Source organism: Arthrobacter sp. SPG23 (assembly GCF_000876655.1).
Taxonomy (GTDB): domain Bacteria; phylum Actinomycetota; class Actinomycetes; order Actinomycetales; family Micrococcaceae; genus Arthrobacter.
The window spans coordinates 258,400-281,449 of the sequence record NZ_JYCN01000009.1 but is presented as its reverse complement, the minus strand read 5'-3'; the positions used below and the strand labels follow the sequence as shown (position 1 = coordinate 281,449).

Genomic DNA, 23,050 nt, shown 5'->3' with positions numbered 1-23,050 from the left:
AGCAGGACCTGCGCGCCGGCGTCGGCCGGTGATCTGGCCAGCTCCGGGAACCGCAGGTCGTATTAGGTCATCAGGCCGACTCGCGCTCCCCCGTGCTCGAACACCACCGGACTGGTGGACGGACCCGGCTTGATGAACGTCGACTCCCCTAAGATCGCTCTAGGCGCCGACCGTCGGGAACCTCCGGCCCTCACTGCATGGCTCGCCTTCGACGCGCAGAAAAGCGGCGGCCGCCCCATTCCGGGGCGGCCGCCGTCGTTATTAATTCAGCAGTCAGTTCAGCTCGAGAAGCTCGCGCGGCGCGCCTCGGCGTCCGCACGGTTTCCCGCCACATATCCGGGCTTCGGAAAGCCCACAGACTCGGGTAGGCCGGGAAGCTCCTCGCCGCGCAGGGTCGCCTGAGCGGTTTCCCGCATGTACAGCACGCTGACCAGGCCGATCACGCCGGCGATGGCCATGTACCAGCCGGGCACCAACTGGTTTCCGGTGGACTCGATCAGCTGGTTGGCCACCGTCTGCGACGGTCCGGCGAAGAACGCCGTGGAGAAGTTGTAGGCGATCGCGAAGCCCGTGTACCGGACCGCAGTGGGAAACAGCGCCGGCAGAGTCGACGAGACGGACGAAACCAGGATCACCAGCAGCAGTCCGAGCACCGCCAGGCCGAGGAACTGCAGGACAAGATTCGGCATGCCCAGCAGCATTACGGCCGGCACGGACAATACTGCGTAGCCGGCGGCGGCCACGAGCAACAACGGCTTGCGGCCCACGCGGTCGGACAGCGCACCGACGGGCGGTATCGCCACCAGCATCAGCCCCATGATGGCCACCAGCATCCAGTTTCCCTGTGCCGTGCTGTGGCCCAGCTGCCCGCTCAGGTACGTCGGCATGTAGCCGAGGATCAGGTAGAACGCCACGTTCAGCAGCACCACGAAGCCGGCCAGGACCAGGAGCTGCCGCCAGTTGTGCTTCAGCACATGCCGGAGCGGCGATTTGGTGGTCTCCTGGTGCCGTGAGGCCTCGGAGAAGACCGGCGCCTCCACCAGCCGTGTCCTGATCCACAGCGCGGTGAGGCCAAGGGGGATAGTCAGCAGGAACGGCAGGCGCCACCAGCCGTCCTCCATGCCCTGGTCCCCCACGATAGCGATCAGCGACGTGCAGACCACCGCCGCCAGCATGAAGCCCACCGTAGTGCCGAACTCCAGGAAGGAACCGAGGAACCCCCGGCGCCGGTCTGGGGCGGACTCGGCCATGTAGACGGCCGCGCCGCCGTATTCGCCGCCCGCGGAAAAGCCCTGCACCAGACGGCAGAGGAGCACCAGCGCGGGCGCGAGCAGGCCCACCGTGTCCAGTGTGGGCAAAAGGCCGATGGCGCCGGTAGCCAGCGTCATCAGCGTCACGGTGAGCACCATGACCTTCTGCCTGCCTACCCGGTCACCCAACGGTCCCAGGATGAGGCCCCCCAACGGCCTCACCAGGAAGGAGAGCGCCAGGGTGGCGAGGGTCAGCGTCACGCCGAGGCCGCCATCGCCTTCCTCGGAGCCAAAGAAGTTCGTGGCCATGTAAATGGTGAGGTAGCCGTACACGCCGTAGTCGAACCACTCAACAGCGTTGCCCAGGGCGGAACCAAGGATGGACCGGTGGAGGGAACGCTTGCCCTCCACCGTGCGGGGCTCCGCCCCGGGCGCGGCTAAGGGTTCCGGGTGCATGTCATGCACGGGCTGGGGACTGGTCATCATCGGTTCGTCCTTCAGGGAATTATTTTTCGTTAGCAAAATCGGCCGCCTTGGGGTTTAGCTGCGCAGGTCTTAACCGCGCGGTACGGCCATGTACTTGGTCTCGAGGAATTCCTCGATGCCAACGCGTCCGCCCTCGCGGCCCAGTCCGGAGGCCTTGATGCCGCCGAAGGGCGCCGCAGGGTTGGACACGATGCCGGTATTGAGCCCCACCATGCCCACTTCCAGCGCGTCCCCCATGCGGAAGCCGCGATCCACGTCCTGTGTGAACAGGTAGCCCACCAGGCCCCACGGGGTGTCGTTGGCGAGCCGGGTGACTTCCTCTTCGGTGTCGAAGGGAACCACCGGAGCCACCGGCCCGAAGATCTCCTGGCTCATCAGGTCGGATTCCGGGCTGACGCCGGACAGCACTGTGGGCGTGTAGAAGTAGCCGGGGCGCTCCGGACGGGAGCCGCCGCAGACCACGGTGGCACCCTTGGACACGGCGTCGTCCACCAGCTCCTGCACTTTGGTGAGCGCCTTCTCTTCAACGAGGGGCCCGACGTCGGTGCCGGACTCCGCGCCGTCGCCCACCGACAGCGCGCTCAAGCGGGCCGCCAACCGGCGGGCGAACTCGTCGGCAATGGGGCGCTGGACAAAGAGCCGGTTGGCAGCCGTGCAGGCCTCGCCCATGTTGCGCATCTTCGCGGCCACGGCGCCTTCCACGGCGCGGTCCAGGTCCGCGTCCTCGAACACGATGAACGGCGCATTGCCGCCGAGCTCCATCGAGGAGCGCATCACGTGCTGCGACGCCTGCTGGAGCAGCCGCACACCCACCTCGGTGGAGCCGGTGAAGCTGACCTTGCGGGCAATTCCGCTGGCCATCCAGGGCGACACCACATCCGAGGCCTTGGTGGTGCAGACAACGTTGAGGACGCCCTTGGGCAGGCCGGCCTCGATGAGGATGTCCACCAGCGCCAGGGAGGACAGCGGCGTGAGGTTTGCCGGCTTGAACACCATGGTGCAGCCGGCAGCGATCGCGGGGCCGATCTTGCGCGTCCCCATGGCCAGCGGGAAATTCCATGGCGTGACCAGCACGCACGGGCCCACAGGCTCCTTGGACACGAGGATCCGGTTCTTGCCGTCACCCGTGGTGGTGAGGTCGCCGCCGATGCGCACGGCTTCCTCGGAGAACCAGCGGAAGAACTCGGCCGCGTAGGCCACCTCGCCCTTGGCTTCCGCGAAGGGCTTCCCCATCTCGGTGGTCATAATGAGGGCCAGTTCGTCCTGCCGGGCCATGACCAGGTCATAGGCGCGGCGCAGGATTTCACTGCGCTCCCGCGGCGAGGTTTTAGCCCACTGCTTCTGCACGCGGCCGGCAGTTTCGATGGCCCGCTGCGCGTCTTCCGGACCGCCGTCGGCCACCGTGGCGATGACCTCTTCGGTGGCGGGATTGACGACGTCGAACCGGTTGCCGGAGGCGGCTTCCGCCCACTCGCCGTCGATGAACAGGCCGGTGCTGACCTTGGCGATCGCGTCGAGCGCCTTCTGCGAGGTCCGGGCAGTGCTGGTGGTCTGGGTTGTCATGTCAGGAATCCTTTTCGTTGGTGTTCGGAAAGTTCGGGGCCGCCGCGGGGCGGGTCAGAATGGTCTGGTTTGAGCCGGAATCGCCGGTGCCCGGATCGAGGAGTTGGGCGATGTGCCGGCCGGGCCGCTCGGCGTCGAGCTGCTTGACCTGCATGGCGCAGGAGAAGCCGTCGGTGAGCACCACGGACTCCGGGCCGGTGCTGCGCAGCGCCGGAGCCAGTGCCTGCTCCGCCACCTGCATGCTCACCTCGTAGTGCTCCTTTTCGAAGCCGAAGTTCCCTGCCACGCCGCAGCAGCCCGTGGCGTCCACCACCTCAGTAACGCCGGTCGCGGCCAGCGCGGCCTTCTGCGTGCCGGCGCCGAAGACGGAGTACTCGTGGCAGTGCGTCTGCAGCACCACCTGTTCCGGAAGCGGCTCCGCCGGGGCAGGCGTCCAGCCGGAGCGTGCCAGCTGGTCCACGTGCGACGCGAAGCTGCGCACCCGCGCCGCCACCCGCCGTGCCTGCTCCGTGTGGACCAACTCGGGCAGGTCCTTCCGGAGCGCGGCCGCGCAGCTGGGCTCCACCACCACGATGGGGCGGTCGGTTCCGTCGTCGAGCACGTCGGCGGCGTTGCCCAGCAGCTTCTTGGCGGTGTCCAGCTGGCCGGTGGAGATCCAGGTCAGCCCGCAGCACGCATCCGCCGAGCATTCGGTGCGCTCCCCCGCACCGGTGAGCACGCGGGCAGCGGCACCCGCCACCTCGGGCCGGAAGCCCTTGGTGAACGTGTCCACGAACAGCACCACGCCGTCTGCGGCATTCGCATCAGCAGCGCCGCCGGCACCCGGCATCACTACGCCCGCCGCCGCAACCTCCCTTTGCCACTCGTTGCCGCCGGCGAACCGGGGCAGGGAGCGCTCCGTGGTGAGGCCGCCCAGCATCGCGGCCGCCTTGCCGAGCGGCGTTGCCAGCACGGCGTTGACCAGCGGCGCGACGCGGCCGGTGATCTTCAGCCACCGCGGCAGCCAGCCCAGGGAGAAGTGCGAGAGCGGCCGCAGCCGGCCCCGGTAGTAGTGATCAAAGAATTCGGATTTGTAGCTGGCCATATCCACGCCCGTGGGGCAGTCGCTGGAGCAGGCCTTGCAGGACAGGCAGAGGTCCAGGGCCTCGCGGACCTCCTCGGACTTCCAGCCTTCCTCCACCGTGCGGGCACCGCGGACCATGTCCTGCAGCACGCGGGAACGGCCGCGGGTAGAGTCCTTCTCGTCGCGGGTGGCCCTGTAGCTGGGGCACATCACGCCGCCGGAATCTGTGCGGCAGCGGCCCACGCCGATGCAGCCCTGGACGGCATGGACCCACGGATCGATGCCGCTTCCGCCCGCGTCTGCCGGGTTGTCCGTCTCCGCGGAGGACCCGCCGCCGGAGTGCAGGGGGCGGAGGTCGAAGCTGGTCCGCCATTCCCGCTGCGGCACGCCGTTCAGCGCCAGGTTCTCATCCAGCGGGTCCGGATCCGTGAGCGAACCCGGATTCAGGATGCCGGCGGGATCCCACAGTCGGCGGTAGGCGGCGAACGCCTCCAGCATGCTGGGCGAGTACATCAGGGGCAGCAGCTGGGACCGGGCCCGGCCGTCGCCGTGTTCGCCGGAGAGCGAGCCGCCGTGCCGGACCACCAGCCGGGCTGCGTCGCTCGAGAACCGCCGGAAGACGTCCCGGCCTTCCTCGGTGCGCAGATCGTAGGTGATGCGGATGTGCATGCAGCCGGCGCCGAAGTGCCCGTACATGACGCCCTGGAGGCCGTAGCGGTCCAGCAGTTCCCGGAAATCGGAGAGGTAGTCCGCCAGGTTTTCGGGCGCGACGGCGGAATCCTCCCATCCGGGCCACGACTCGCCGCCCGTGGACAGCCGGGACGAGAGCCCGGCGCCGTCCTCGCGGACGCGCCAGAGGGAAGCCCTCTCCACCGCGTCCGGAACCTGCCGGCCTTCGACGAGGCGGCCATTTTCCCGGAGGCGGGCCAGCAGGCGGCTGGCCTGCGCCTTCACCTCGGTGGGGTCGTCCCCGTCGAGGTCCACGTACAGCCAGGCTTTGCCTTCCGGCAGCCCGAGCACTGCGCCCTCGCCGCGGCGGAAGCGCATGGTGTCCACGATCGCCTCGTCGATGCCCTCCACGGCGGCCGGGGAGAACTCGAGGATGGTTTCGATGTCCCGCGCGGCGTCCACCACGTCCGCGTAGCCGAGGCAGACCAGCAGCGCGCTGGCAGGTTTGGGCACCAGCTTCATGCGGGCACCCGTGACGATCACGCAGGTGCCTTCGGAGCCCACCAGGGCGCGGGCCACGTTGAAGCCCTTTTCCGGCAGCAGGTTGGCCAGGTGGTAACCCGAGACCTGTCGCTGGATCCGGCCCAGCTCAGTGCGGAAGCCGGCCAGGTTGTTGTGGGCCAACTCCTTGAGCGAGGTGGTGAGGGCCATGGCGCGGGCCGCGGCGGCGCTGTCCTCCGGGTGTGTGGCGCGCAGCCCGGTGGCAGTGGCGGTGAGCCGGGCGCCGTCGGAGGTGACGACGTCGAGTTCCACCACGTGGTCCGAGGTTCGGCCGTAGCGGACGGAGTGGTTGCCGCAGGCGTCGTTGCCCAGCGCGCCGCCCACGGTGGCGCGGTTCTTGGACGACGGGTCCGGGGCGAACGTGAACCGGTTGCCGGTTGCCTTCTCCACCTCCCGCGAAAGGACGGCAAGCACCACGCCCGGGTCCACGTCCACGGTGCCGCCTCCCTCATCGAGCCCGTGGATCCTGTTCATGTGCCGGGAGAAGTCCAGCACCACGCCGGGCCCGATCGCGTTGCCCGCCATGGACGTACCCCCGCCGCGGCTGATCAGCGGGGTCCCGGTTTCCCGGCACACCGCCAGCGCGGCCACCACGTCCTCCGCTGACCGCGGAAACACCACGGCAAGCGGAGGCACCCGGTAGTTGGAAGCGTCGTAGGAGTATTCGGCCAGCCGCCGCGCCGAGCTGTCGGCGCTGATCCCGACCGCTGACAGCCGGTCCAGCACCGCCCGCTGCGCCGGATTGGGCGCAGCAGAAGGTACGACGGCGACGGAAGCGTCAGGCGGGGAAGATACAGTCATCGCTTGGCTCAGGCTCCGGCGGTGGCGGGGACGGCGCCGACGACGGCACCCACGGCAGCCTCGAAACGCTCCAGGCCGGTGGAGATTTCCTCGGCGGTGACCACCAGGGCCGGGATCAGGCGGACCACGTTGCCGGCGGGGCCGCACGTCAGGGTCAGCAGGCCCTGGTCCGTGGTGGCCTGCTGGACCGCGGCGGCCGTTGCGGCGTCCGGCTTGCCGTCCTCGCCGGTGAATTCGATGCCCTGCATGAGGCCGCGGCCGCGGACGTCCCCGATCACCGGGAAGCGCTCTTGGATTTCCTTAAGCCCGGCTTGCAGCTGCTCGCCGCGGATCCGGGAGTTCTCCACGAGGCCCTCTTCCTTGACCACCTCGAGCGTGGCCACGCCGGCCGCGGCAGAGACCGCGTTGCCGCCGTAGGTGCCGCCCTGGGATCCGGGCCAGGCCTTGGACATGGTCTCGGTGGAGGCGGCGATGGCGGAAATCGGGAAGCCGGAGGCGATGCCCTTCGCGGTGACGATGATGTCCGGTGTCGCCGCGGAGTACTGGTGGCCCCAGAACTTGCCGGTGCGGCCGACGCCGGCCTGGACCTCATCGAAGATCAGCTGGATGCCGTATTTGTCTGCACGTTCGCGCAGTCCCTCCATGAAGGCCGGCGGGGTGGGCAGGTAGCCGCCGTCGCCCAGCGCGGGTTCGATGAGGAACGCTGCGGTGTCGTTGGGCGCGGTGCGCGTCTGCAGAAGGTAGTCGAGCTCCTGAAGGGCAAACTCCACGGCCAGTGCCTCGTCCCAGCCGTAGCGGTAGGCATAGGGGAACGCGGACATGTGGACGCCGGCCATCAGCGGGGCGAAACCGGCGGAAAACTTGGTGCCCGCGGTGGTCAGGGAGGCGGCGGCGACGGTGCGGCCGTGGAAGCCGCCCTGGAAAACCACGATGTTGGGGCGGCCGGTGGCCATACGGGCCAGGCGGACGGCGGCCTCCACCGCCTCGGAACCGGAGTTTGCATAGAAAACGGAGTCAAGGCCTGCCGGGAGGACCTCGCCGAGCTTTTCGGTCAGTTTCAGGAGGGGTTTGTGCATCACCGTGGTGTACTGGGCATGGATGATCTTGCCCACCTGCTCGCGAGCGGCTGCCACCACTTTGGGGTGGCAATGGCCGGTGCTGGTCACACCGATGCCGGTGGTGAAGTCCAGGTAGTCCTTGCCATCGGTCCCGTGGATCCAGCTGCCAAGAGCGTGGTCCACAACGACGGGGGTTGCTTGCTTGAGTGCGGGGCTAAGGGAAGTCATGCATTCCATGATGCAGGTCACATCTGTTTATTGTCAACAATCCTGCGATCCCGTACGGTTGTGGTGTGAGTAACACTGAAAATACCCGAGCGCCCCGCGTCGTCATACTCGCCGCTGAAGGGCAGCCCCTCCCCTGCAACCTCAACGAGATCGAAGCCCGGGCCGACGTCACCGTGACCGACGCCGCCGGCCTCGCGGAAGCCTCGCAGGGAGCCGACGTACTGTTCCTTTGGGACTTCTTTTCCGCCGCACTGCGTGACGCATGGCCGCACGCGGATTCGCTAAAATGGGTGCATGTGGCCGCCGCCGGCGTGGATGCCATGATGTTCGACGAACTGCGTTCCTCCGACGTGGTGGTGACCAATGCCCACGGCACTTTCGATCAGCCCATCGCGGAGTTCGTCCTGGCCTCCATCCTGGCCCACGACAAGCAACTGCACCTGAGCAAGAGCCTCCAGCAGCGAGCCGCCTGGCAGCACCGCGAACTCACCCGCACCGCGGGCTCGCACGCCCTGGTGGTGGGTACCGGAGGAATCGGCCGCGCCACCGCCCGCCTCTTGCGCGCCGTGGGACTGGAGGTCCGCGGCGTGGGACGCGCGGCCCGCGAGGACGATCCCGACTTCGGCACGGTTCACCCGAGCGCGGACCTGGCCGAGCACGCCGGCTGGGCGGACCACGTGGTGCTGATCGCCCCGCTCACCGAACAGACCCGCAACATGGTGGACGCCCGCGCCCTGGCAGCCATGAAACCCTCCGCGCACCTCGTTAACGTTGGCCGCGGCGCACTAGTGGACGAGCCGGCTCTTATTGAAGCCCTACGCGAAGGCCGGATTGCAGCTGCCTCGCTGGACGTGTTCAGCGAAGAGCCCGTCCCGGCATCCCACCCCTTCTGGGCCATGGACAACGTCCACATGTCAGCCCACATGTGCGGCGATGTCGTCGGCTGGCGCGACGCGCTGGCAAGGCAGTTCCTGGACAACCTTGAGCACTGGACGGCAGGCGGGAGACTTGCCAACGTGGTGGACAAGGAACGCGGCTACGTCAGCAGCAGCTGACACCCAAAACTACAAAACCCGGCGGTTTGTGTGAGCCGCACCACATGGTCTAGATTGTAAACAATCTACCAATTAACTCGGAGGTGTCTTTTGCTGTTCAGCCAAGAGGAGTACGACGCCCGGCTCGCCGGTGTCCGCGTGCGCATGGCCAAACAAGGTCTTTCGGCTTTGCTTGTCACCGACCCGGCCAACATCTACTACTTGACCGGCTACAACGCGTGGTCCTTCTACACCCCGCAGTTGGTCTTCGTTCCCGCGGACGGCCCCATGCTGCTCTTCACCCGGGCCATGGACGCCGGCGGCGCCTCCCGCACCACCTGGCTGCCTGAGGACTGCATCGTGGGATACCCGGAGCAGTACGTCCACCGCCCGCACGTGCACCCCTTCGACTGGGTGGCCTTTGCCCTGCGCGAGCGCTACCTCATTGCCCCGGCGGCCAAGGGCTGCGTGGGCTTGGAAATGGACTCGCACTTCTTCTCCCCCAAGGCCTACCGCTCGCTGGTCAACGCCATCCCGGAATGGACACTCGTGGACAGCTTCGAGCTGGTCAACTGGGTCCGCTCCATCAAGTCCCCCGCGGAGATCCAGCTGATGCGCGGCGCGGCGCAGGTCTGCATGGCGGCCATGGAGGCGGCCGTCGAAACGATCGACGTCGGCGTCCGACAGTGCGATGCCGCGGCGGCCATCAGCCAGGCGCAAATCAAGGGCGCCAACGGCATCGGCGGGGACTACCCCGCCATCGTGCCGATGCTGCCCACGGGCGAGGCCGCGGACACCCCGCACCTGACCTGGAGCGAGGACCGCTTCGAGGCCGGCCAGGCCGTCGTCATCGAACTGGCCGGCGCCCACCAGCGGTACCACACTCCGCTGGCCCGCACCCTGACCCTGGGGAAGAAACCGGAGCGTCTCGCGAAGCTGGCTGACGCCGTCGCCGACGGCCTGAACGCCGTGCTGACCGAGGTGCAGCCCGGCGTCCCCGTCCGCGAACTCGCCCGCGCCTGGAACTGGACACTGGCCAAATACGGCCTGGAAAAGCCGTCGCGCATCGGTTACTCGATCGGCGTCGGCTACCCGCCCGACTGGGGCGAGCGCACCATCTCCATCCGCTCCGAGGAAGAATCCGTCCTAGCGGAGAACATGACCTTCCACGTGATCGGCGGGATGTGGATGGACAACTACGGTTACGAACTCTCCGAATCGATCCGCGTCACCGCCGACGGCGTCGAGACATTCACCAGCTTCCCCCGCGAACTCATCCAGAAAGGCGGCTAGGCCATGACTGTTGACCACATTGCCACCCGATCCCGCACCGCCCTGCCTTTGGCCGACCGCGCAGCCGACCTCGTCGGCTCGGTCATTGACTCCAGCACGTCACTGCTGGCCGCGCAGACGCACGACATTGTCCGCTTCGCCATGGGTTCCCCCGCGGACGAGGCCGTGCCGTTGGCCGAATTCCGGGATATCGCGGATCAGGTCATCGACCACAGCTCCATGACTTACGGCGCCACCGAGGGCGAGCCAGTACTGCTTAAGGCCCTCGTCGAGTACCTTGCCGGAACATCGGACCCCACCGCCGAGGAACGCGTCACCATCACCGCCGGCGGCATGCAGGGACTGGACCTAGCCTGCAAGATCTTCATCAACCCCGGCGACCTGGTCATCGTGGAAAGCCCCACCTACACCAACGGCAGCGCCACCGCCTTGAGCTACGGCGCCGAACTCCTCGAGGCACCCACCGACGAGAACGGCCTCATCGTGGAGGCCCTGCCCGAACTGGTTGCCGCCGCGGGCCGCACGCCCAAGGCCATCTACACGATCCCGAACTTCCAGAACCCGTCCGGCACCACTCTTTCGCTGCCGCGCCGCCACCAGCTGCTGGAACTGGCGCACGACTGGAACTCCGTGATCATCGACGACGACCCCTACGGCCTGCTCCGCTTCCAGGGCGACGACCTGCCGTCCCTGCAGGCCCTGAGCCCCGGGGATCCGCTGTTGTTCTCCGTCCGCACTTTCTCCAAGATCCTGGCCCCGGGCCTGCGCGTGGGCTGGGTGGACACGGACCCCGCGCTGCGCCAGCTGGTCATCAATGCCAAGCAGGCCATGGACACCTGCACCAACGTTCCCGCCCAGCACATCGTGGCCGAGTTCATCCGCCGCGGCGGCCTGGACAACCACCTCGCAGGCCTGCGCACGGAGTACAAGCGCCGCAAGGACGCGATGCAGGACAGCCTGCGCCGCCACCTCGGCGACCGCGTCACCACCACTGATCCCGAAGGCGGCTTCTTCCTCTGGCTCACGCTCCAGGGCGAAGACGCGCGGATCTCCACGCGGAAGCTCTTCGAGACGGCACTCGCCGAAGGCGTCGCCTTCATCCCCGGGCCGGCGCTGTCAGCCAGCGGAAAGTTCGACGACGCGCTCCGACTCTGCTTCGCGTCCACCACTCCCGAACGGGCCGAGGAAGGCATCATCCGCCTGCGCCGGGCAATCGACCTTGAGCTCGCGGCAGTGAAGGGCGGCGACAACGCTTGAGCACTGCTTCTGGACACCAGGCCATGGAACAGCGGGTTCTGGAACAACTGGCCCTTGAGCAGAAGGTCATCGACCTGATCACCGAGGCCCACCTCGTCTCACTCACCACGGCCCTCGTGGCCGCCGGCGGCGAGAATCCCGGCGGCACTGAGGGAGCCACGGTGGAGGTCCTGAAGAACTTCTGCGTGGCTGCGGGCCTCGAGGTAACAACGGAAACAGTTGCTCCGGGACGGCCGAACTTCACGGCCGTCCTGCCGGGCGGCGTCGTGCCCGGGGCCAGCCAGCCCGCCGCCGTCCAGCCTGGCATCCTGTTTCTCGGCCACTCGGACGTCGTTCCCGCCGGGCCCGGCTGGGAGCGGCCGCCGTTCGAACCCTATGTCCGGGACGGCCGGCTTTTCGGCCGCGGTTCCACGGACATGAAAGGCGGCTTGGCCGCCGTCGTCATTGCCCTCAAGGCACTCAAGGACGCCGGCGCGCAGCTGCCCTTCAACGCTGCACTGGCGTGCACGGTGGACGAGGAGGACCTGGGCATCGGCATCCGGGCCTACACCGCCGCTGCCCTCGCCGATCCCGCCTTTTCCTACTCGGCGTGTGTCGTAGCGGAGCCCACCGACCTCGAGACGGTGATCGGCTGCCGCGGGGACAGCTACATCGAGCTGAAGGTCACGGGCAAGTCGGCCCACTCCGGCCGCCCGGCGGACGGCCGGAACGCCATCGACGCCGCGGCGAAGATCCTGGATCTGGTCCGCGAAGACCACGCCCGGCTGCAGGCCGGGCAGGACCCGCTGCTCGGCGCCGGAAGCTGGAACATCGGGCTCATCAGCGGCGGCACCGGAACCTCCATGGTGGCGGCAGAATGCACAGTGTCCTTGGACCGGCGGCTCATGCCCGATGACGACGCGCAGCAGATCCTGGACAAGCTCATGGCCCGGATCAGCGAGGCCGGCATTGATTCGGACGGCATCTCCGTGGGGTCTTCCGTGACCATGGAAATGCCCGGGTTCCGCACGCCGGAGTCCCATCCGCTCGTGGCAAACTCCGTGTCCGCGCTGGCGGACGCCGGCGTGGACAGCGCCATCAGCGGTTGGACAGCGGCCTGCGACGGCGGCTTCGTGGCCCGCGACCTCGGCGTGCCCGCTATCGTCATGGGCCCAGGCGGCCTGAACGACCAGGCCCACCAGGTGAACGAGTCCGTCAGCATCGCCGAGATCGTCGCGGCCGCCCGCGCGTACGCCCTCATGTGCTTGCGCCACGGCAACGGCTAACGGGCTTCCCCTGCAATAAGGAAAGGCTGGCTGCAGTAGCAGCCAGCCTTTCCTATTGCCTTGAGGTCTAAACGTTGGCGCCCATGCCTACGCCGATGCCACGTGGGCTTCGCTGCTGGCGCCGGTGAGCCGGTCCAGGGCGTCGTCCATGTGGCTGATCAGGAGCTTGCCCACCAGTTCCTCGTTACCGGCAGCCAAGGCATCGGCGATGGCGTGGTGCTCGGCAACGCGGGTGTGCGGGTCCGGGTATTTTTTCTCCAGCGCTGTCAGGCACATCCGGGTCTCGGTCAGCAGGGTGTTGTGCATCCGGGTGAGCCGGGTGCTTCCCGCAGCCGCCACGAGCGTGGCGTGGTACTCCATGTCGGCCTCGGACATGGCGTCCAGGTCCCCCTTGTCCGCCGCCTTCTTCATGGCCTTTACGACGTTCAGCAGCCGGGCCGCCACGTCCTGGGCCCCCTTCTGCAGGATGAGCTCGGACGCAGCACGCTCGACGGCGGTCCGCGCCACATACATGTCCCGCACCTCTTCGTCGGTCATCGTGATGACAAACAAGCCGCGGTTGCGGATGCTGATGAGGAGGCCCTCCTGGGTGAGCCGCTGCATGGCTTCGCGGAGCGGCCCGCGGCTTACGCCGAGTTCCTTGGCCAGCTCCGCCTCGCCGAGCTGGGCTCCCGGCGGAATGTGGCCCAGGCCTATCGCCGTGCGCAATTTCCCGGCGATAATTGATGGCGTGGATTCGCGCACCACGGGCTCAAATCTTTGCATCGGTAACCACTCTTCCGCTCGGGGGTCCGGCTGCGGCCCAGGGGCACGCAGTCAGACCCGTCCTTGTGTCCGCCCGGAGGGATCAGACTGGACTAGAAACTGTCTACAATCCTACAGGATTAAGATCCGGCGGTTGGAGAAACCACGAATCCTCGGCGGGCCATGCCCGCTGCCGGGCCCGGGCGTGACCTTCAGGGCTTGGTTTCCACCGCCCGCGAATACGTCAGGGTTTCGTCCCGCGCCCCGCCCATCCAGATGTCCTGGCAGGCTGCCGCCATCTCGTCCAGGCCCTCCACAATGGTGGCGAACACGTTGCCGGGCACCCATCCGGTGTCTCCGTTGAGCAACAGGTTGTTGCGGCCGTAGAAGACAGCCAGGTCAACGATTGTCTGCACGGAGTCAGTCCCCGAGTCCTGCTCGTAGCCGTGGGAGGGCGTCTTGAGGTCATTCGACGTGAACGTGAAATAGCAGACGTCGCCCGGAATCGGGGTCACGGTGGTGTTCTCCGCGCCGGGCTCGGCCGGAGCGAAGGCGGGCACCAGGTTGTAGATCTCGTTGCGGGCGTACTTTCCGTGGAAGACCTGGCCGCTGAGCGGCAGGGCATCCCAGACCGCGTTGCTGGTGCGGGGTGCGGCCTCATCATGCAGGAGGGCCTTGCAGGTCACTCCGCGCTTTTCGAGGGTGATGTTGATGTACCGGGCCATATTCTTTCCTTTACTTCCGGGTGGGGATGGAGAGCTGTGAGGTGCTGCGCGGGCGGCTGTGGTGCCAGCCCGTCGCGTTCTGGTAGGCGGCAGCGGCCGAAAGCACGCGCGCATCGCCGTGCCGGGGGCCAACCAACTGCAGCCCGACGGGCAGCCCTTCCGCGGTGAACCCGCAGGGGACGCTGATGGCCGGCTGCTGCGTCAGGTTGAACGGATAGGTGTAGGGCGTCCAGGAGGTCCAGTCCGCCGAGGCGGATCCGGCCGGAACATCGCGTCCGGCTTCGAACGCGGGAATGGGCAGGGTGGGCGTCACCACGAGGTCGTAGCGCTCATGGAGCTGGCCCATTTCCCGTCCCAGCTTCATCCGGACCGCGGTGGCGTCCAGGAAATCGCCGGCACTGAAGCCTGCGTGCCGCTGCAGTGCAGCGGCCAGCAGCGGATCGACCTGGTCGATGGCACCGGGGCCATAGCCTTCCACCACCTTGGCCGCCCCGCTGAACCACAGCACATGGTAGGCGTCCACAGGGTCCGTCCAGCCGAGGTCGATTTCCTCGACCTCCGCTCCGAGTTCGCTCAGAACCTGGACCGCGTCGCGGACTGCCTTTTCGACGTCGGGATCGTTGCGGCCGTAGCCGAGATCCGGGCTGAAGGCGATTTTTCGGCCGCGCAGCCCTTCGCCGAGTGTTTCCAGGAAGGACCGCATAGGCGCAGGGCCGGCGGACCAGTCCCGGGCGTCGGGCTGCGAAAGGATATCCATCATCAGGGCCGCGTCCTCCACGGTCCGCGTGATGGGGCCGGCATGCGCGAGCGTCCCGAAGGGGCTGGCCGGGTACAGCGGCACCGTTCCGTAGGTGGGTTTGAAACCGACGACGCCGGTAAAGCCGGCGGGGATGCGGATGGAGCCGCCGCCGTCGGTCCCTACCGACCAAGGACCCATGCCTTGGGCGACCGCGGCAGCGCTGCCGCCGCTGGATCCGCCGGAGGTGCGTGAAGTGTCCCAGGGATTGCGGGTGATGCCGCACCGGGGACTGTCCGTCACGCCCTTCCAGCCGAATTCGGGGCTGGTGACCTTGCCGATCAGGACAGCTCCGTTCTCGCGCAGCCTCGCGACGGCGGGGGCATCCTCGCTCCAATCGCCATCAGATGAGGTCAGCCGGGAGCCGCGCAGCGTGGGCCACCCCTTGGTCAGCATCAGGTCCTTGATCGAGGTGGGAACGCCGTCGGCTTGGCCGCGCGGCTCATTCCGGAGCCAGCGCGCCTCCGATTCGCGCGCCGCCGCCAAGGCAGACTCCTCCTCCACCAGGCAGAAGGCGTTGATGTCCGCATCGTGCCGGTCGATCGAATCCAAGGCCGCACGCGTGGCCTCCACCGGCGAAACCTCGCCGGAACGATAAGCGGTGAGAAGTTCCGTGGCAGTGGCCCATTCCAGCGAATCAATCACTCTTTGCAGCTCCTTGTCCGTCCAAACAATATGCAGTCCCAACAATCTGTGATCCCGATAACACTCCCGTCAGGCTATGTGGCCCGCGTCACGATTGTCAACAATCCTACTTCCCTATCTTTTGCTCCCTCCATTTTGTACGATTGTGCACAATCCGGGAGGTCCCCGGTCCATTCAGAGGAGAATTTATGGGCGTCACCATTGGCATGCTTTACCCGGGCTACGGAGCCGAGGACGATTACCCCTACATGGAGGAACTGCTGGGTGATGGCGTCCGCCTTCCCCTGGTCCATACTTCCGTGGGCGTGGATGCGCATGAGGTCCAGGCCCTGCTGGACCTCGGCAAGAGCGAGCGACTCCTCGAAGGCGCCGAAGCCCTGCGCGCCGCCAAGCCCGACGCCGTGATGTGGGCCTGCACGTCCGGCAGCTTCGTGTTCGGCTGGGACGGCGCGCGACAGCAGGCCTTGGAGGTCCAGGAGGCGCTTGAGGTTCCCGCCTCCTCCACCTCGCTGGCATTCGTGGATGCCGCGCGGGCTTTGGGCCTGGACAGGGTGGCCGTGGCCGCCACCTATCCGGAGGACGTTTCCCGGCACTTCGCGGAGCTGCTCAGCCGCGGCGGAATAGAAGTGACCCAGCTGGTCAGCCACGACATTCCCACGGCCGCTCTCGCCGGCGAACTGGACCGGGAAGGCGTCCTGGACCTGGCCCGCAGCAACGACAGCCCGGAGGCGCAGGCCATCCTGATCCCGGACACCGCCCTGCACAGCGCCCGCTGGATCAACGAACTTGAGGCGGCCCTCGGCAAGCCGATTCTGACGGCAAACCAAGTGACCGTGTGGCAAGGCCTTCGTCTCGCCGGAGCCCTGCGCCCGTGCGACGCCCTGGGCTATCTCTTCAAGCACACAGCGGATGTATCTGTGGGGGCCTAACCCGCACGCAGCAAAGCGAGAAAGGCGTCCCGGCGAGCAGGCAGTAACGGATACTGCCGGCAGCCGGGGCGCCTTCTTGCTTGCTAAGAAAGGAGCCGCTGGCCGGGGCCCACCGCCGCCTTGCCAACGCGCTGCAGCGCCGCCCAGGCCGTGACCTGATTGGCCGACAGTACCGGCTTGCCCAGCTCGCGCTCGAGGGGCGCAATGATGTCGTAGGTGGGCAGATTGGTGCAGCTGATGAAAATGACATCCGCCTCAGGCACATCGGCCCCGCGGATCAGCTCGCACGTGGTCCGGTACGGAACCTCCCAGATGCCCCCTTCGAGCCCAAGACCGGCCTGGGCCACCACAGAGTGGCCTGCCTCCTCCAGGAAGTCACCCAGCCGAAGGGTCAGTTCCGCCACGTAAGGCGTCACCACCACCACATTGGAGGCGCCCAGATGGTCCAGCGCTTCGAGCAGCGCTTCGGAGGTACTGACGCCCTGCGCGCCGCCTGCGGCCTCCATAATCTTCGAAATGTGGCGTGCGCCCGCAACCCCGCTGACGAAGCTGCCCGAAGTACAGGCGTAGGCCATGACGCTGGGGCGCACAACGCTCAGATTCTTTGCGGCAGTGAGGATATCGCCGTCGTCACTGACATCCTCTGCCATCTCCAGGCCGACGGGTTCATCGACGAACGGTGTACGCGTAAAGAACAGGGACACGTCCTGTGGCATCCAACGCCACAGCTCCCGGTCCAGCGCCATGTCGAACGGGCACACCACGCCAATTCCGGTCTGCGCCGCCGGGCCGGCCAACACCACTTCACTAGTCCGCATAATTCTCCTCAAATAGTAGATTGTTGACAACATTTGCTGGCTTGCCTAGTGTCCGTTATGACCCCATCCCCCTCGAAGGAGCACCATGAACATCCAAGAAGACCCGATCCACGCCGTCGAGCTCGAGCTGCCCTCTCCCCCGGTTCCGGTGGCCAATTACGTGCCGGTCCGGCAGGTGGGGAACCTGGTCTTCACGTCCGGCCAGACGCCCACGCGCGACGGCATCCTCACCGTCAGCGGCAAGCTCGGACGCGAGCTCACCGTCGAAGAAGGCCAGCAGGCTAGCGCCACAGCCGCGCTTAACTGCCTGTCGGCCCTGCGCCAGCACCTGGGTTCGCTGGACAGGATCGTCTCGGTGGTCAGCCTGACCGGTTACGTTGCCTCCGCCGAAGGGTTCGCTGACCAGCCGGCTGTTATCAACGGCGCCTCCCTGATCCTGGAGAGGGCCTTCGGCGACAAGGGGCGCCATGCCCGGGCAGCCGTGGGTGTTGCGGAGCTGCCCGGGCAGGCGCCCGTTGAAATTTCGCTGATCGTGGAGGTCTAGCGGCCGATCAGTGCCGCAGGATCAGTGCTGTAGGACGGCCCGAAGGAAGGTCCGGGTCCGTTCCTGCTGCGGGTCCTTGAAGATCTGGGCCGGCGGTCCACTCTCCACGGCGGCGCCGTTATCGAACATCACCACACGGTCCGAAATCTCCTCAGCGAACCGCATCTCGTGCGTCACCATCAACATAGTCATGTCCGTGGTGTGCGCCAGGTTCCGGATCACGTTCAGCACCTCGCCGATCAGTTCCGGGTCCAGGGCTGACGTGGGCTCATCGAAGAGCAGCACCTTGGGGCGCATGGCCAGCGCCCGGGCGATCGCCACCCGCTGCTGCTGGCCGCCGGACATCTGGGGCGGTGTGTGGTTCATGTGCTTTCCGAGACCCACCAGGTTAAGCAGGTCGGCGGCACGCTCCTTTGCCTCGGCCTTGCCCATGCCCAGCACATGGATCGGCGCCTCGATGATGTTCTCCATGGCGGTCATGTGCGGGAAGAGGTTGAACTGTTGGAACACCATGCCGATCTTGCGGCGCGTTTCCCGCAGTTGCTTTGTCTCCCGGACCTTCTGCCCGGCAGTGACATCCCACAGAGTGTCACCGTCGACCGTCACGAGACCTTCCGTGGGCGTCTCCAGCGTCATCAGGATGCGCAGGATGGTGGTCTTGCCGGAACCGGACGGGCCGATGATGGACACTTTCTCGCCCGGTGCCACCTCGAAGTTGAGTGACTTCAGGACCTGGTTGGACCCCCAGTTCTTACTGACATTCTGAAACCTGATGATCGGGTCCGGGGCGAGGGCCACGTCCGCGGACAGTGGCTGGGGTTCAGTGCTGGGGCGCATAGCGCCGCTCCAATCTGTTGACGAGCCGTGAGGCCGGGTAGCTGATGGCCAGGAACAGCATGGCGGCCATAGTGAGGGGTTCCAGATAACGGAAATTCGAGCTGCCGATGGCCTGTGCCGTGGCCATCAGTTCCACCACGGTGATGGCGGACAAGACTGCCGAGTCCTTGAACATCTGGATAAGGTAGTTGCCGAGCATGGGCACCACGGTGCGCACTGCCTGCGGGAGGATGATCCTGCCCCACGTGCGGACGCCGGGGAGGCTCAGCGCCGTTGCCGCCTCCCACTGGCCGCTGGGGACCCCCTGGATTCCGCTCCGGTAAACCTCTGCCATGTACGCGCTGTAGTTGACACCGATCACCACCACACCGGTGGTGAAGGCGTCAAAGCTGACACCGTAGGCAGGCAACACGAAGAAGGCGCAGTAGGCCTGGACCAGCAACGGCGTGCCGCGGACAAACACGACGAAGAAGGACACCACAGGAGACAGGACCGGGATGGCAAGCCTTCTCAGAACGGCGAAGAACAGCCCGAGCACTGCCGCGAGCAGGGTGCCCAGGAGGGTGATCTGGATGGTTACCCAGAGGCCTTCCAGGAGCAGCGGGAAAACTGACACGGCAAAATTGCTATCCCAGATCATGCTGCACCTACCTTCATGAGACGGCTTTCCTTGCGCTGGGCAGCGAGCGCCCGCCGGTCAAGGGCGAAACGACGTTCGAGCCAGCCCGTCAGCAGGGTCAGCAGATAGGAGAGGGCAAAGTACGCCACCAAGATAGTGAGGAATATCGCCGTCGTCTGCCCCGTGGTGCTGCGGATCATCTGAGCCCGGAAGGTCAGGTCCGCCACGGTGACCAGCGAAACGAGCGAGGTGTTCTTCAGCAGGTCCACCATGACGTTGCCGAACGGGGGCAGCATGGCCGGAATGGACTGCGGGATGATGATCCTGCGCAGCCGCAGTGCCGGTTCCATCCCGAGCGCAATGCAGGCTTCGGTCTGGCCCTTGGCGCGGCTGGCGATGGCGCCTCGCACCACTTCCGCGGCGTACGCGCCCTCGTTCAGGCCGAGCGCCAGGACGGCGGCGGTCAGCGGGTGGAGCTGGATGCCGAAGAACGGCAGTGCGAAAAACAGCCAGAACATCTGCACCAGCAGCGACGTGCCGCGGAAAACCTCAATGAAGATGCCCGCCGGCCAGCTGATGAGCCGGTGGCTGGACAAACGCGCCAGTCCGGCCGCGAACGCGACCACCAGGCAGAGAGCGCCGCTGAGCACCGCCACCAGGATGGTGGTCAGCAGACCCTGCCAAAGCAGTGGTGCGTAGTCGATTACTGCGGACATACGCTGCCCTCCTTCCGTGCCGGCAAGATCAGCCCGCGGTCTTGCATAGCTCCGCGGCGGTTACGCCCTCCACCACAGAAGGATCAAAACCCCATTTTTTGAGGATTTCGGCGAACTCAGGCGTTTTCTTGAAGGCCGCAAGTTCCTTGTTGTAGGCCTCGTGGAAGGCAGTGTCTGACTTACGGAACGCCGCACCGGAACCCGTGCGCGGTGCGTCCTTCAGGGGCTCGCTAATGTCAAAGCTCGCATCGTCTTTCGCCAGCGCCTGTAGCGAGAGGGTGGGAAGCATGAAGGCGTCCGCCCGGTTGGCCTTGAGTGCCTCGAGGCCGCTGCGGCCATCATTGATCTTGATCTGCTGCGAGGCCGGCACATTGGCCGATTTCAGGACGCCTTCTTCGAAACCGCCCGGCAGCACCGCGATCCGCAGCGACTTGTCGGCCAGGATGTCGGCCACGGACATTATGCCTTTCGGGTTTCCCTTGGGCGTGGCGTAGGACTCTGTGGAAACGATGACCGGCTCCGAGTACAGAACCTGCCCGCAGCGGGATTCCTTCATGAAAAGGCCCGCCGCAATGACATCCCAGCGGTTGGCGTTGAGGCCGGGAATCATGGATTCATACGGGGTGATGATGCCCTGGACCTCGTCGATGCCGAGCCGTTTGCAGACGGCTCGAAGCACGTCGGGTTCGCAACCAGTCACCTTCCCGTCAGCACTGACCTGCGTGTAGGGCGGTTCGTTGGCAATGCCCACCCGGAGGAAGCCCTGGGACTTTGCTGTCTCCAGCAGATTGCTGGCGGCACCGGATGCGGGGCCGCCAACGGCGACGCTGGAACAGCCTGAGGCCCAGCCGGCTACGGTGGCGCCAAGAACGGCGACTCCAGCGCCTCGCAGGACGTTCCTACGTGAAATGTTGCCCGTCATATGTACTCCTTCGCCCGGACCTGCCGGGGCTACTCAGGATGATCACATCGTGTGATGTGTGTTACATAAAACCTAGGAGTCAGGTGTACTATTGTCAACAATCCGAATGTAAAATCCTGCTTTCCGGGGATTCACTTCGGCTTCCGGTAGGGAGGTCCCGCTTTGGCGGGCACCACTTCAGACAGCGCCGCACAAAGGAGTGAGCATGAAGAAGCGCATGCAGTTGCATAACACCGCCCTCATCCAGGGCGACCGGCTTCTGTTTTCGCGGACGGGCGAGCATTGCCCGGCAAGCGGATGGTGGACGCCGCTCAATGATGAAACAGACGCCCACTTCCTGTCAGAGGGAAGCGTCATGCCCTCCGCGGGAGGGAGCCCTGCAACCTGGAAGCGGGTCCCGCATCTCCAGCGAGCCCAAAGGCCGACGCACGAATATCCGCCCAAGGGATTCGCTCTGGACAGCATCTGATTCAGTAAAAATGCCGGACCGCCGTGGGAATGAACCTGTCTCAGCCCACGAAAAGCCACATCTCCCTGATCACGGGGGTGGCTCCTCCAAGCCCTAGCCAGTGTCCCGCCATCACCCGAACACAGCCAGCGTCCGTATCAATGGTTCGTAGACGCCGTACTTCAAGGCGTCCCCCAAGCACCTGCAGGCCAAGGCCGTTCGGCCCTATCAAACCTGCGGCAACCGGGCCAAAGCTTAAAGACGGAGGCGCTGGGACGAACGCCCGCGGGCCCTGCACCGAGCTTTTGCCAGACCGCGAGCTCTGAGGACATCCGGACATGTCACTCGATAAGCGCCGGCTCCCGTTGCGCAGGCGGGCCGCGACGCACGGAACTCAGCGCCATGAATCCGCCCGAAAGGCCTTGCTCGCGGCAGGAGCGCTGTCTTCGCTGCTCTACGTGATTGCCACAGATGGCGTGGCTGCGTCCATGTGGGACGGGTACCGCCGCACCGAACAGATGGTGAGCGAGCTGTTCGCCGTCGGCTCCCCCGGCCGGGACGTCCTGCTGCCCTTCACATGGCTCTATACGGTGCTGTTCACTGCGTTCGGGGTGGGCGTCTGGAACTCCGTGCGCGGCAACCGCGCCCTGCGCATCGGCGGCGGCCTGCTCATCGGGTACGGGCTGTGGAACATCATGGGCGCCCTCTACCCGCTGACGCTGGAGGACGATGCTTCCGTTCCCATGCATATCCTCGTCACCAACATTCAGCTCGCCCTTATGGTCGCGGCAATGTGTTTCGTGGCTGCAGGGTTCCACGGCCGGATGCGCGCGTATTCGATCGTCTCACTCGCGGCCTCCGCGGTCATGGGCATGATTGCATTCGCGGCGGCTCCGGGGCCCAACCTCGTGCTGGGCATCGGCGAAAGAATCAGCATCGGGGCATTCCTGCTCTGGGTGGCTGTCCTCGCGGTCGCGCTGTGGAGGCGGCTGCCGGCAGTCATGGCAGCTCCGGCGGGTTCGGGGCCGGCCCCCGCCGCGCAGTAGCGGGCCTCTCACCGCCGACGGCGGACGCAGTTCATAATGACCAGGTGATCACACTCATCAAGGTCCTCCACAGCATCATCTACGCTGGCGGCTACCTGGCCATCGTTGTGCTTGCCTCAGTGATCAGCCGCAACGGCAAGCCGGCGGTAGGTCTCGGCATCATGTTGACCCTCGCCGCCGTCTCGGCGACACTCGTCATCGCATCCGCCGTGGTCAACCGCCGATACAAGCGGGCGGTGCATTCCGCCCCAAACGCGGAGACCGCGGCCGCGGCCGGACCCACCAGGACCTTCAGCGCGCACATCTCGGAATCCTACGAACACGACGCCCACACTGTTTGGTCGCTGATCCGGCCGGCAGAGAGCGCCGTGTTGCTCACTGACGTACAAAGGGCCTTCACCGTGCCGGGGACACCTGTTGGCGTCGGGGAACAGCAATGCTTCATCCGCCGCAACGGTTCGGTTTCCATCATCGAGGTCATCGGTGAAGAAAGCCCATGGTGGGCAACAACGAGGCCCGTATCGCCGGACGAGATGAATAGTCGCTCGACCTATCGCCTTGAACCGACCTCAACCGGATGCACTCTCACTCTTGGAACCGTTATTGAACTCCCTGCAAACGAAGTGCTTGCAGAGGACCCCGACAAATGGTGGGAAACCCAAATGAGGCCCTACTTGACCCGGATCAAGGAAGTCCTGTCCGCGGGTCAAACGTAGCGTGGGCGGACCGCGGC

The 23,050-nt window shown here is 66.3% G+C and carries 21 protein-coding genes; 9 read left to right on the top strand and 12 right to left on the bottom strand.

Annotation, left to right across the window (positions count from 1 at the left end):
* Positions 1–278: 278 nt before the first annotated feature.
* From TV39_RS04640 to TV39_RS04625, 4 genes are all read right to left on the bottom strand, one after another.
* Positions 279–1,736: an MFS transporter gene (locus TV39_RS04640; protein WP_235347269.1), complete on the bottom strand. Its 1,458-nt coding sequence runs from the start codon at positions 1,734–1,736 to the stop codon at positions 279–281.
* 69 nt (positions 1,737–1,805) lie between these two features.
* Positions 1,806–3,299, bottom strand: coding sequence for an NAD-dependent succinate-semialdehyde dehydrogenase (locus TV39_RS04635; protein WP_043478953.1), 1,494 nt, complete (start codon positions 3,297–3,299; stop codon positions 1,806–1,808).
* Between the two features lies 1 nt (position 3,300).
* Positions 3,301–6,393 carry an FAD-binding and (Fe-S)-binding domain-containing protein gene (locus tag TV39_RS04630; protein WP_052500483.1) on the bottom strand — a complete coding sequence of 1,031 codons (3,093 nt, stop codon included), beginning with the start codon at positions 6,391–6,393 and terminating at the stop codon, positions 3,301–3,303.
* A gap of 8 nt (positions 6,394–6,401) precedes the next feature.
* Positions 6,402–7,679, bottom strand: coding sequence for an aspartate aminotransferase family protein (locus TV39_RS04625; protein WP_043479166.1), 1,278 nt, complete (start codon positions 7,677–7,679; stop codon positions 6,402–6,404).
* 65 nt (positions 7,680–7,744) lie between these two features.
* Here TV39_RS04625 and TV39_RS04620 point away from each other — a divergent pair, with 65 nt between their 5' ends.
* The 4 genes from TV39_RS04620 to TV39_RS04605 all read left to right on the top strand — a co-directional run bounded on the left by TV39_RS04620 (position 7,745) and on the right by TV39_RS04605 (position 12,528).
* Positions 7,745–8,734 (top strand): D-2-hydroxyacid dehydrogenase, encoded by a 990-nt coding sequence (locus TV39_RS04620; protein ID WP_144406311.1) that lies wholly within the window; start codon positions 7,745–7,747, stop codon positions 8,732–8,734.
* A 90-nt stretch (positions 8,735–8,824) separates the two neighbouring features.
* Positions 8,825–10,006, top strand: coding sequence for a M24 family metallopeptidase (locus TV39_RS04615; protein WP_043478950.1), 1,182 nt, complete (start codon positions 8,825–8,827; stop codon positions 10,004–10,006).
* A gap of 3 nt (positions 10,007–10,009) precedes the next feature.
* On the top strand, positions 10,010–11,263 hold the full coding sequence (locus TV39_RS04610) for an aminotransferase-like domain-containing protein (protein ID WP_043478947.1): 1,254 nt from the start codon (positions 10,010–10,012) through the stop codon (positions 11,261–11,263).
* Between the two features lie 23 nt (positions 11,264–11,286).
* Positions 11,287–12,528, top strand: coding sequence for a M20 family metallopeptidase (locus TV39_RS04605; RefSeq protein WP_043478945.1), 1,242 nt, complete (start codon positions 11,287–11,289; stop codon positions 12,526–12,528).
* 87 nt (positions 12,529–12,615) lie between these two features.
* Here TV39_RS04605 and TV39_RS04600 read toward each other — a convergent pair whose 3' ends face one another.
* The 3 genes from TV39_RS04600 to TV39_RS04590 all read right to left on the bottom strand — a co-directional run bounded on the left by TV39_RS04600 (position 12,616) and on the right by TV39_RS04590 (position 15,438).
* Positions 12,616–13,293: a GntR family transcriptional regulator gene (locus TV39_RS04600; RefSeq protein WP_043478942.1), complete on the bottom strand. Its 678-nt coding sequence runs from the start codon at positions 13,291–13,293 to the stop codon at positions 12,616–12,618.
* A gap of 191 nt (positions 13,294–13,484) precedes the next feature.
* Positions 13,485–13,997, bottom strand: a complete 513-nt coding sequence (locus TV39_RS04595) for a DUF3830 family protein (RefSeq protein WP_043478939.1) — start codon at positions 13,995–13,997, stop codon at positions 13,485–13,487.
* A gap of 10 nt (positions 13,998–14,007) precedes the next feature.
* Entirely contained in the window at positions 14,008–15,438 is a 1,431-nt protein-coding gene (locus tag TV39_RS04590; RefSeq protein WP_043478936.1) for an amidase, read from the bottom strand.
* A gap of 188 nt (positions 15,439–15,626) precedes the next feature.
* Here TV39_RS04590 and TV39_RS04585 point away from each other — a divergent pair, with 188 nt between their 5' ends.
* Positions 15,627–16,367 carry a maleate cis-trans isomerase family protein gene (locus TV39_RS04585; protein ID WP_043478933.1) on the top strand — a complete coding sequence of 247 codons (741 nt, stop codon included), beginning with the start codon at positions 15,627–15,629 and terminating at the stop codon, positions 16,365–16,367.
* Between the two features lie 83 nt (positions 16,368–16,450).
* Here TV39_RS04585 and TV39_RS04580 read toward each other — a convergent pair whose 3' ends face one another.
* Positions 16,451–17,185, bottom strand: a complete 735-nt coding sequence (locus TV39_RS04580) for a maleate cis-trans isomerase family protein (RefSeq protein ID WP_043478930.1) — start codon at positions 17,183–17,185, stop codon at positions 16,451–16,453.
* 85 nt (positions 17,186–17,270) lie between these two features.
* Here TV39_RS04580 and TV39_RS04575 point away from each other — a divergent pair, with 85 nt between their 5' ends.
* A complete protein-coding gene (locus TV39_RS04575; RefSeq protein ID WP_043478927.1) occupies positions 17,271–17,729 on the top strand; it encodes a RidA family protein in 459 nt (152 codons plus the stop codon).
* 21 nt (positions 17,730–17,750) lie between these two features.
* Here the strand turns inward: TV39_RS04575 and ehuA are convergent, their stop codons facing one another.
* The 4 genes from ehuA to ehuB are packed head-to-tail and all read right to left on the bottom strand — an operon-like array spanning position 17,751 to position 20,823.
* Positions 17,751–18,566, bottom strand: a complete 816-nt coding sequence (gene ehuA, locus TV39_RS04570) for an ectoine/hydroxyectoine ABC transporter ATP-binding protein EhuA (RefSeq protein WP_326941669.1) — start codon at positions 18,564–18,566, stop codon at positions 17,751–17,753.
* The gene (gene ehuD, locus TV39_RS04565; RefSeq protein WP_326941667.1) at positions 18,550–19,182 is read right to left on the bottom strand and encodes an ectoine/hydroxyectoine ABC transporter permease subunit EhuD; all 633 of its coding nucleotides are present in this window, start codon (positions 19,180–19,182) and stop codon (positions 18,550–18,552) included. Before ehuD ends, ehuA begins: the two co-directional genes overlap by 17 nt.
* Before the next feature lie 20 nt (positions 19,183–19,202).
* Positions 19,203–19,901 (bottom strand): ectoine/hydroxyectoine ABC transporter permease subunit EhuC, encoded by a 699-nt coding sequence (gene ehuC / locus TV39_RS04560; RefSeq protein WP_043478921.1) that lies wholly within the window; start codon positions 19,899–19,901, stop codon positions 19,203–19,205.
* A gap of 28 nt (positions 19,902–19,929) precedes the next feature.
* Entirely contained in the window at positions 19,930–20,823 is an 894-nt protein-coding gene (gene ehuB, locus TV39_RS04555) for an ectoine/hydroxyectoine ABC transporter substrate-binding protein EhuB (protein WP_043478918.1), read from the bottom strand.
* A 205-nt stretch (positions 20,824–21,028) separates the two neighbouring features.
* On the opposite strand from ehuB, the gene TV39_RS04550 reads away from it, so the two are divergent.
* The 3 genes from TV39_RS04550 (at position 21,029) to TV39_RS04540 (ending at position 23,033) form a co-directional block, all read left to right on the top strand.
* Entirely contained in the window at positions 21,029–21,292 is a 264-nt protein-coding gene (locus TV39_RS04550; RefSeq protein ID WP_043478915.1) for a hypothetical protein, read from the top strand.
* A gap of 317 nt (positions 21,293–21,609) precedes the next feature.
* On the top strand, positions 21,610–22,317 hold the full coding sequence (locus TV39_RS04545) for a DUF998 domain-containing protein (RefSeq protein ID WP_052500482.1): 708 nt from the start codon (positions 21,610–21,612) through the stop codon (positions 22,315–22,317).
* A gap of 44 nt (positions 22,318–22,361) precedes the next feature.
* Positions 22,362–23,033, top strand: coding sequence for a hypothetical protein (locus tag TV39_RS04540; RefSeq protein ID WP_043478908.1), 672 nt, complete (start codon positions 22,362–22,364; stop codon positions 23,031–23,033).
* Positions 23,034–23,050: the final 17 nt, after the last annotated feature.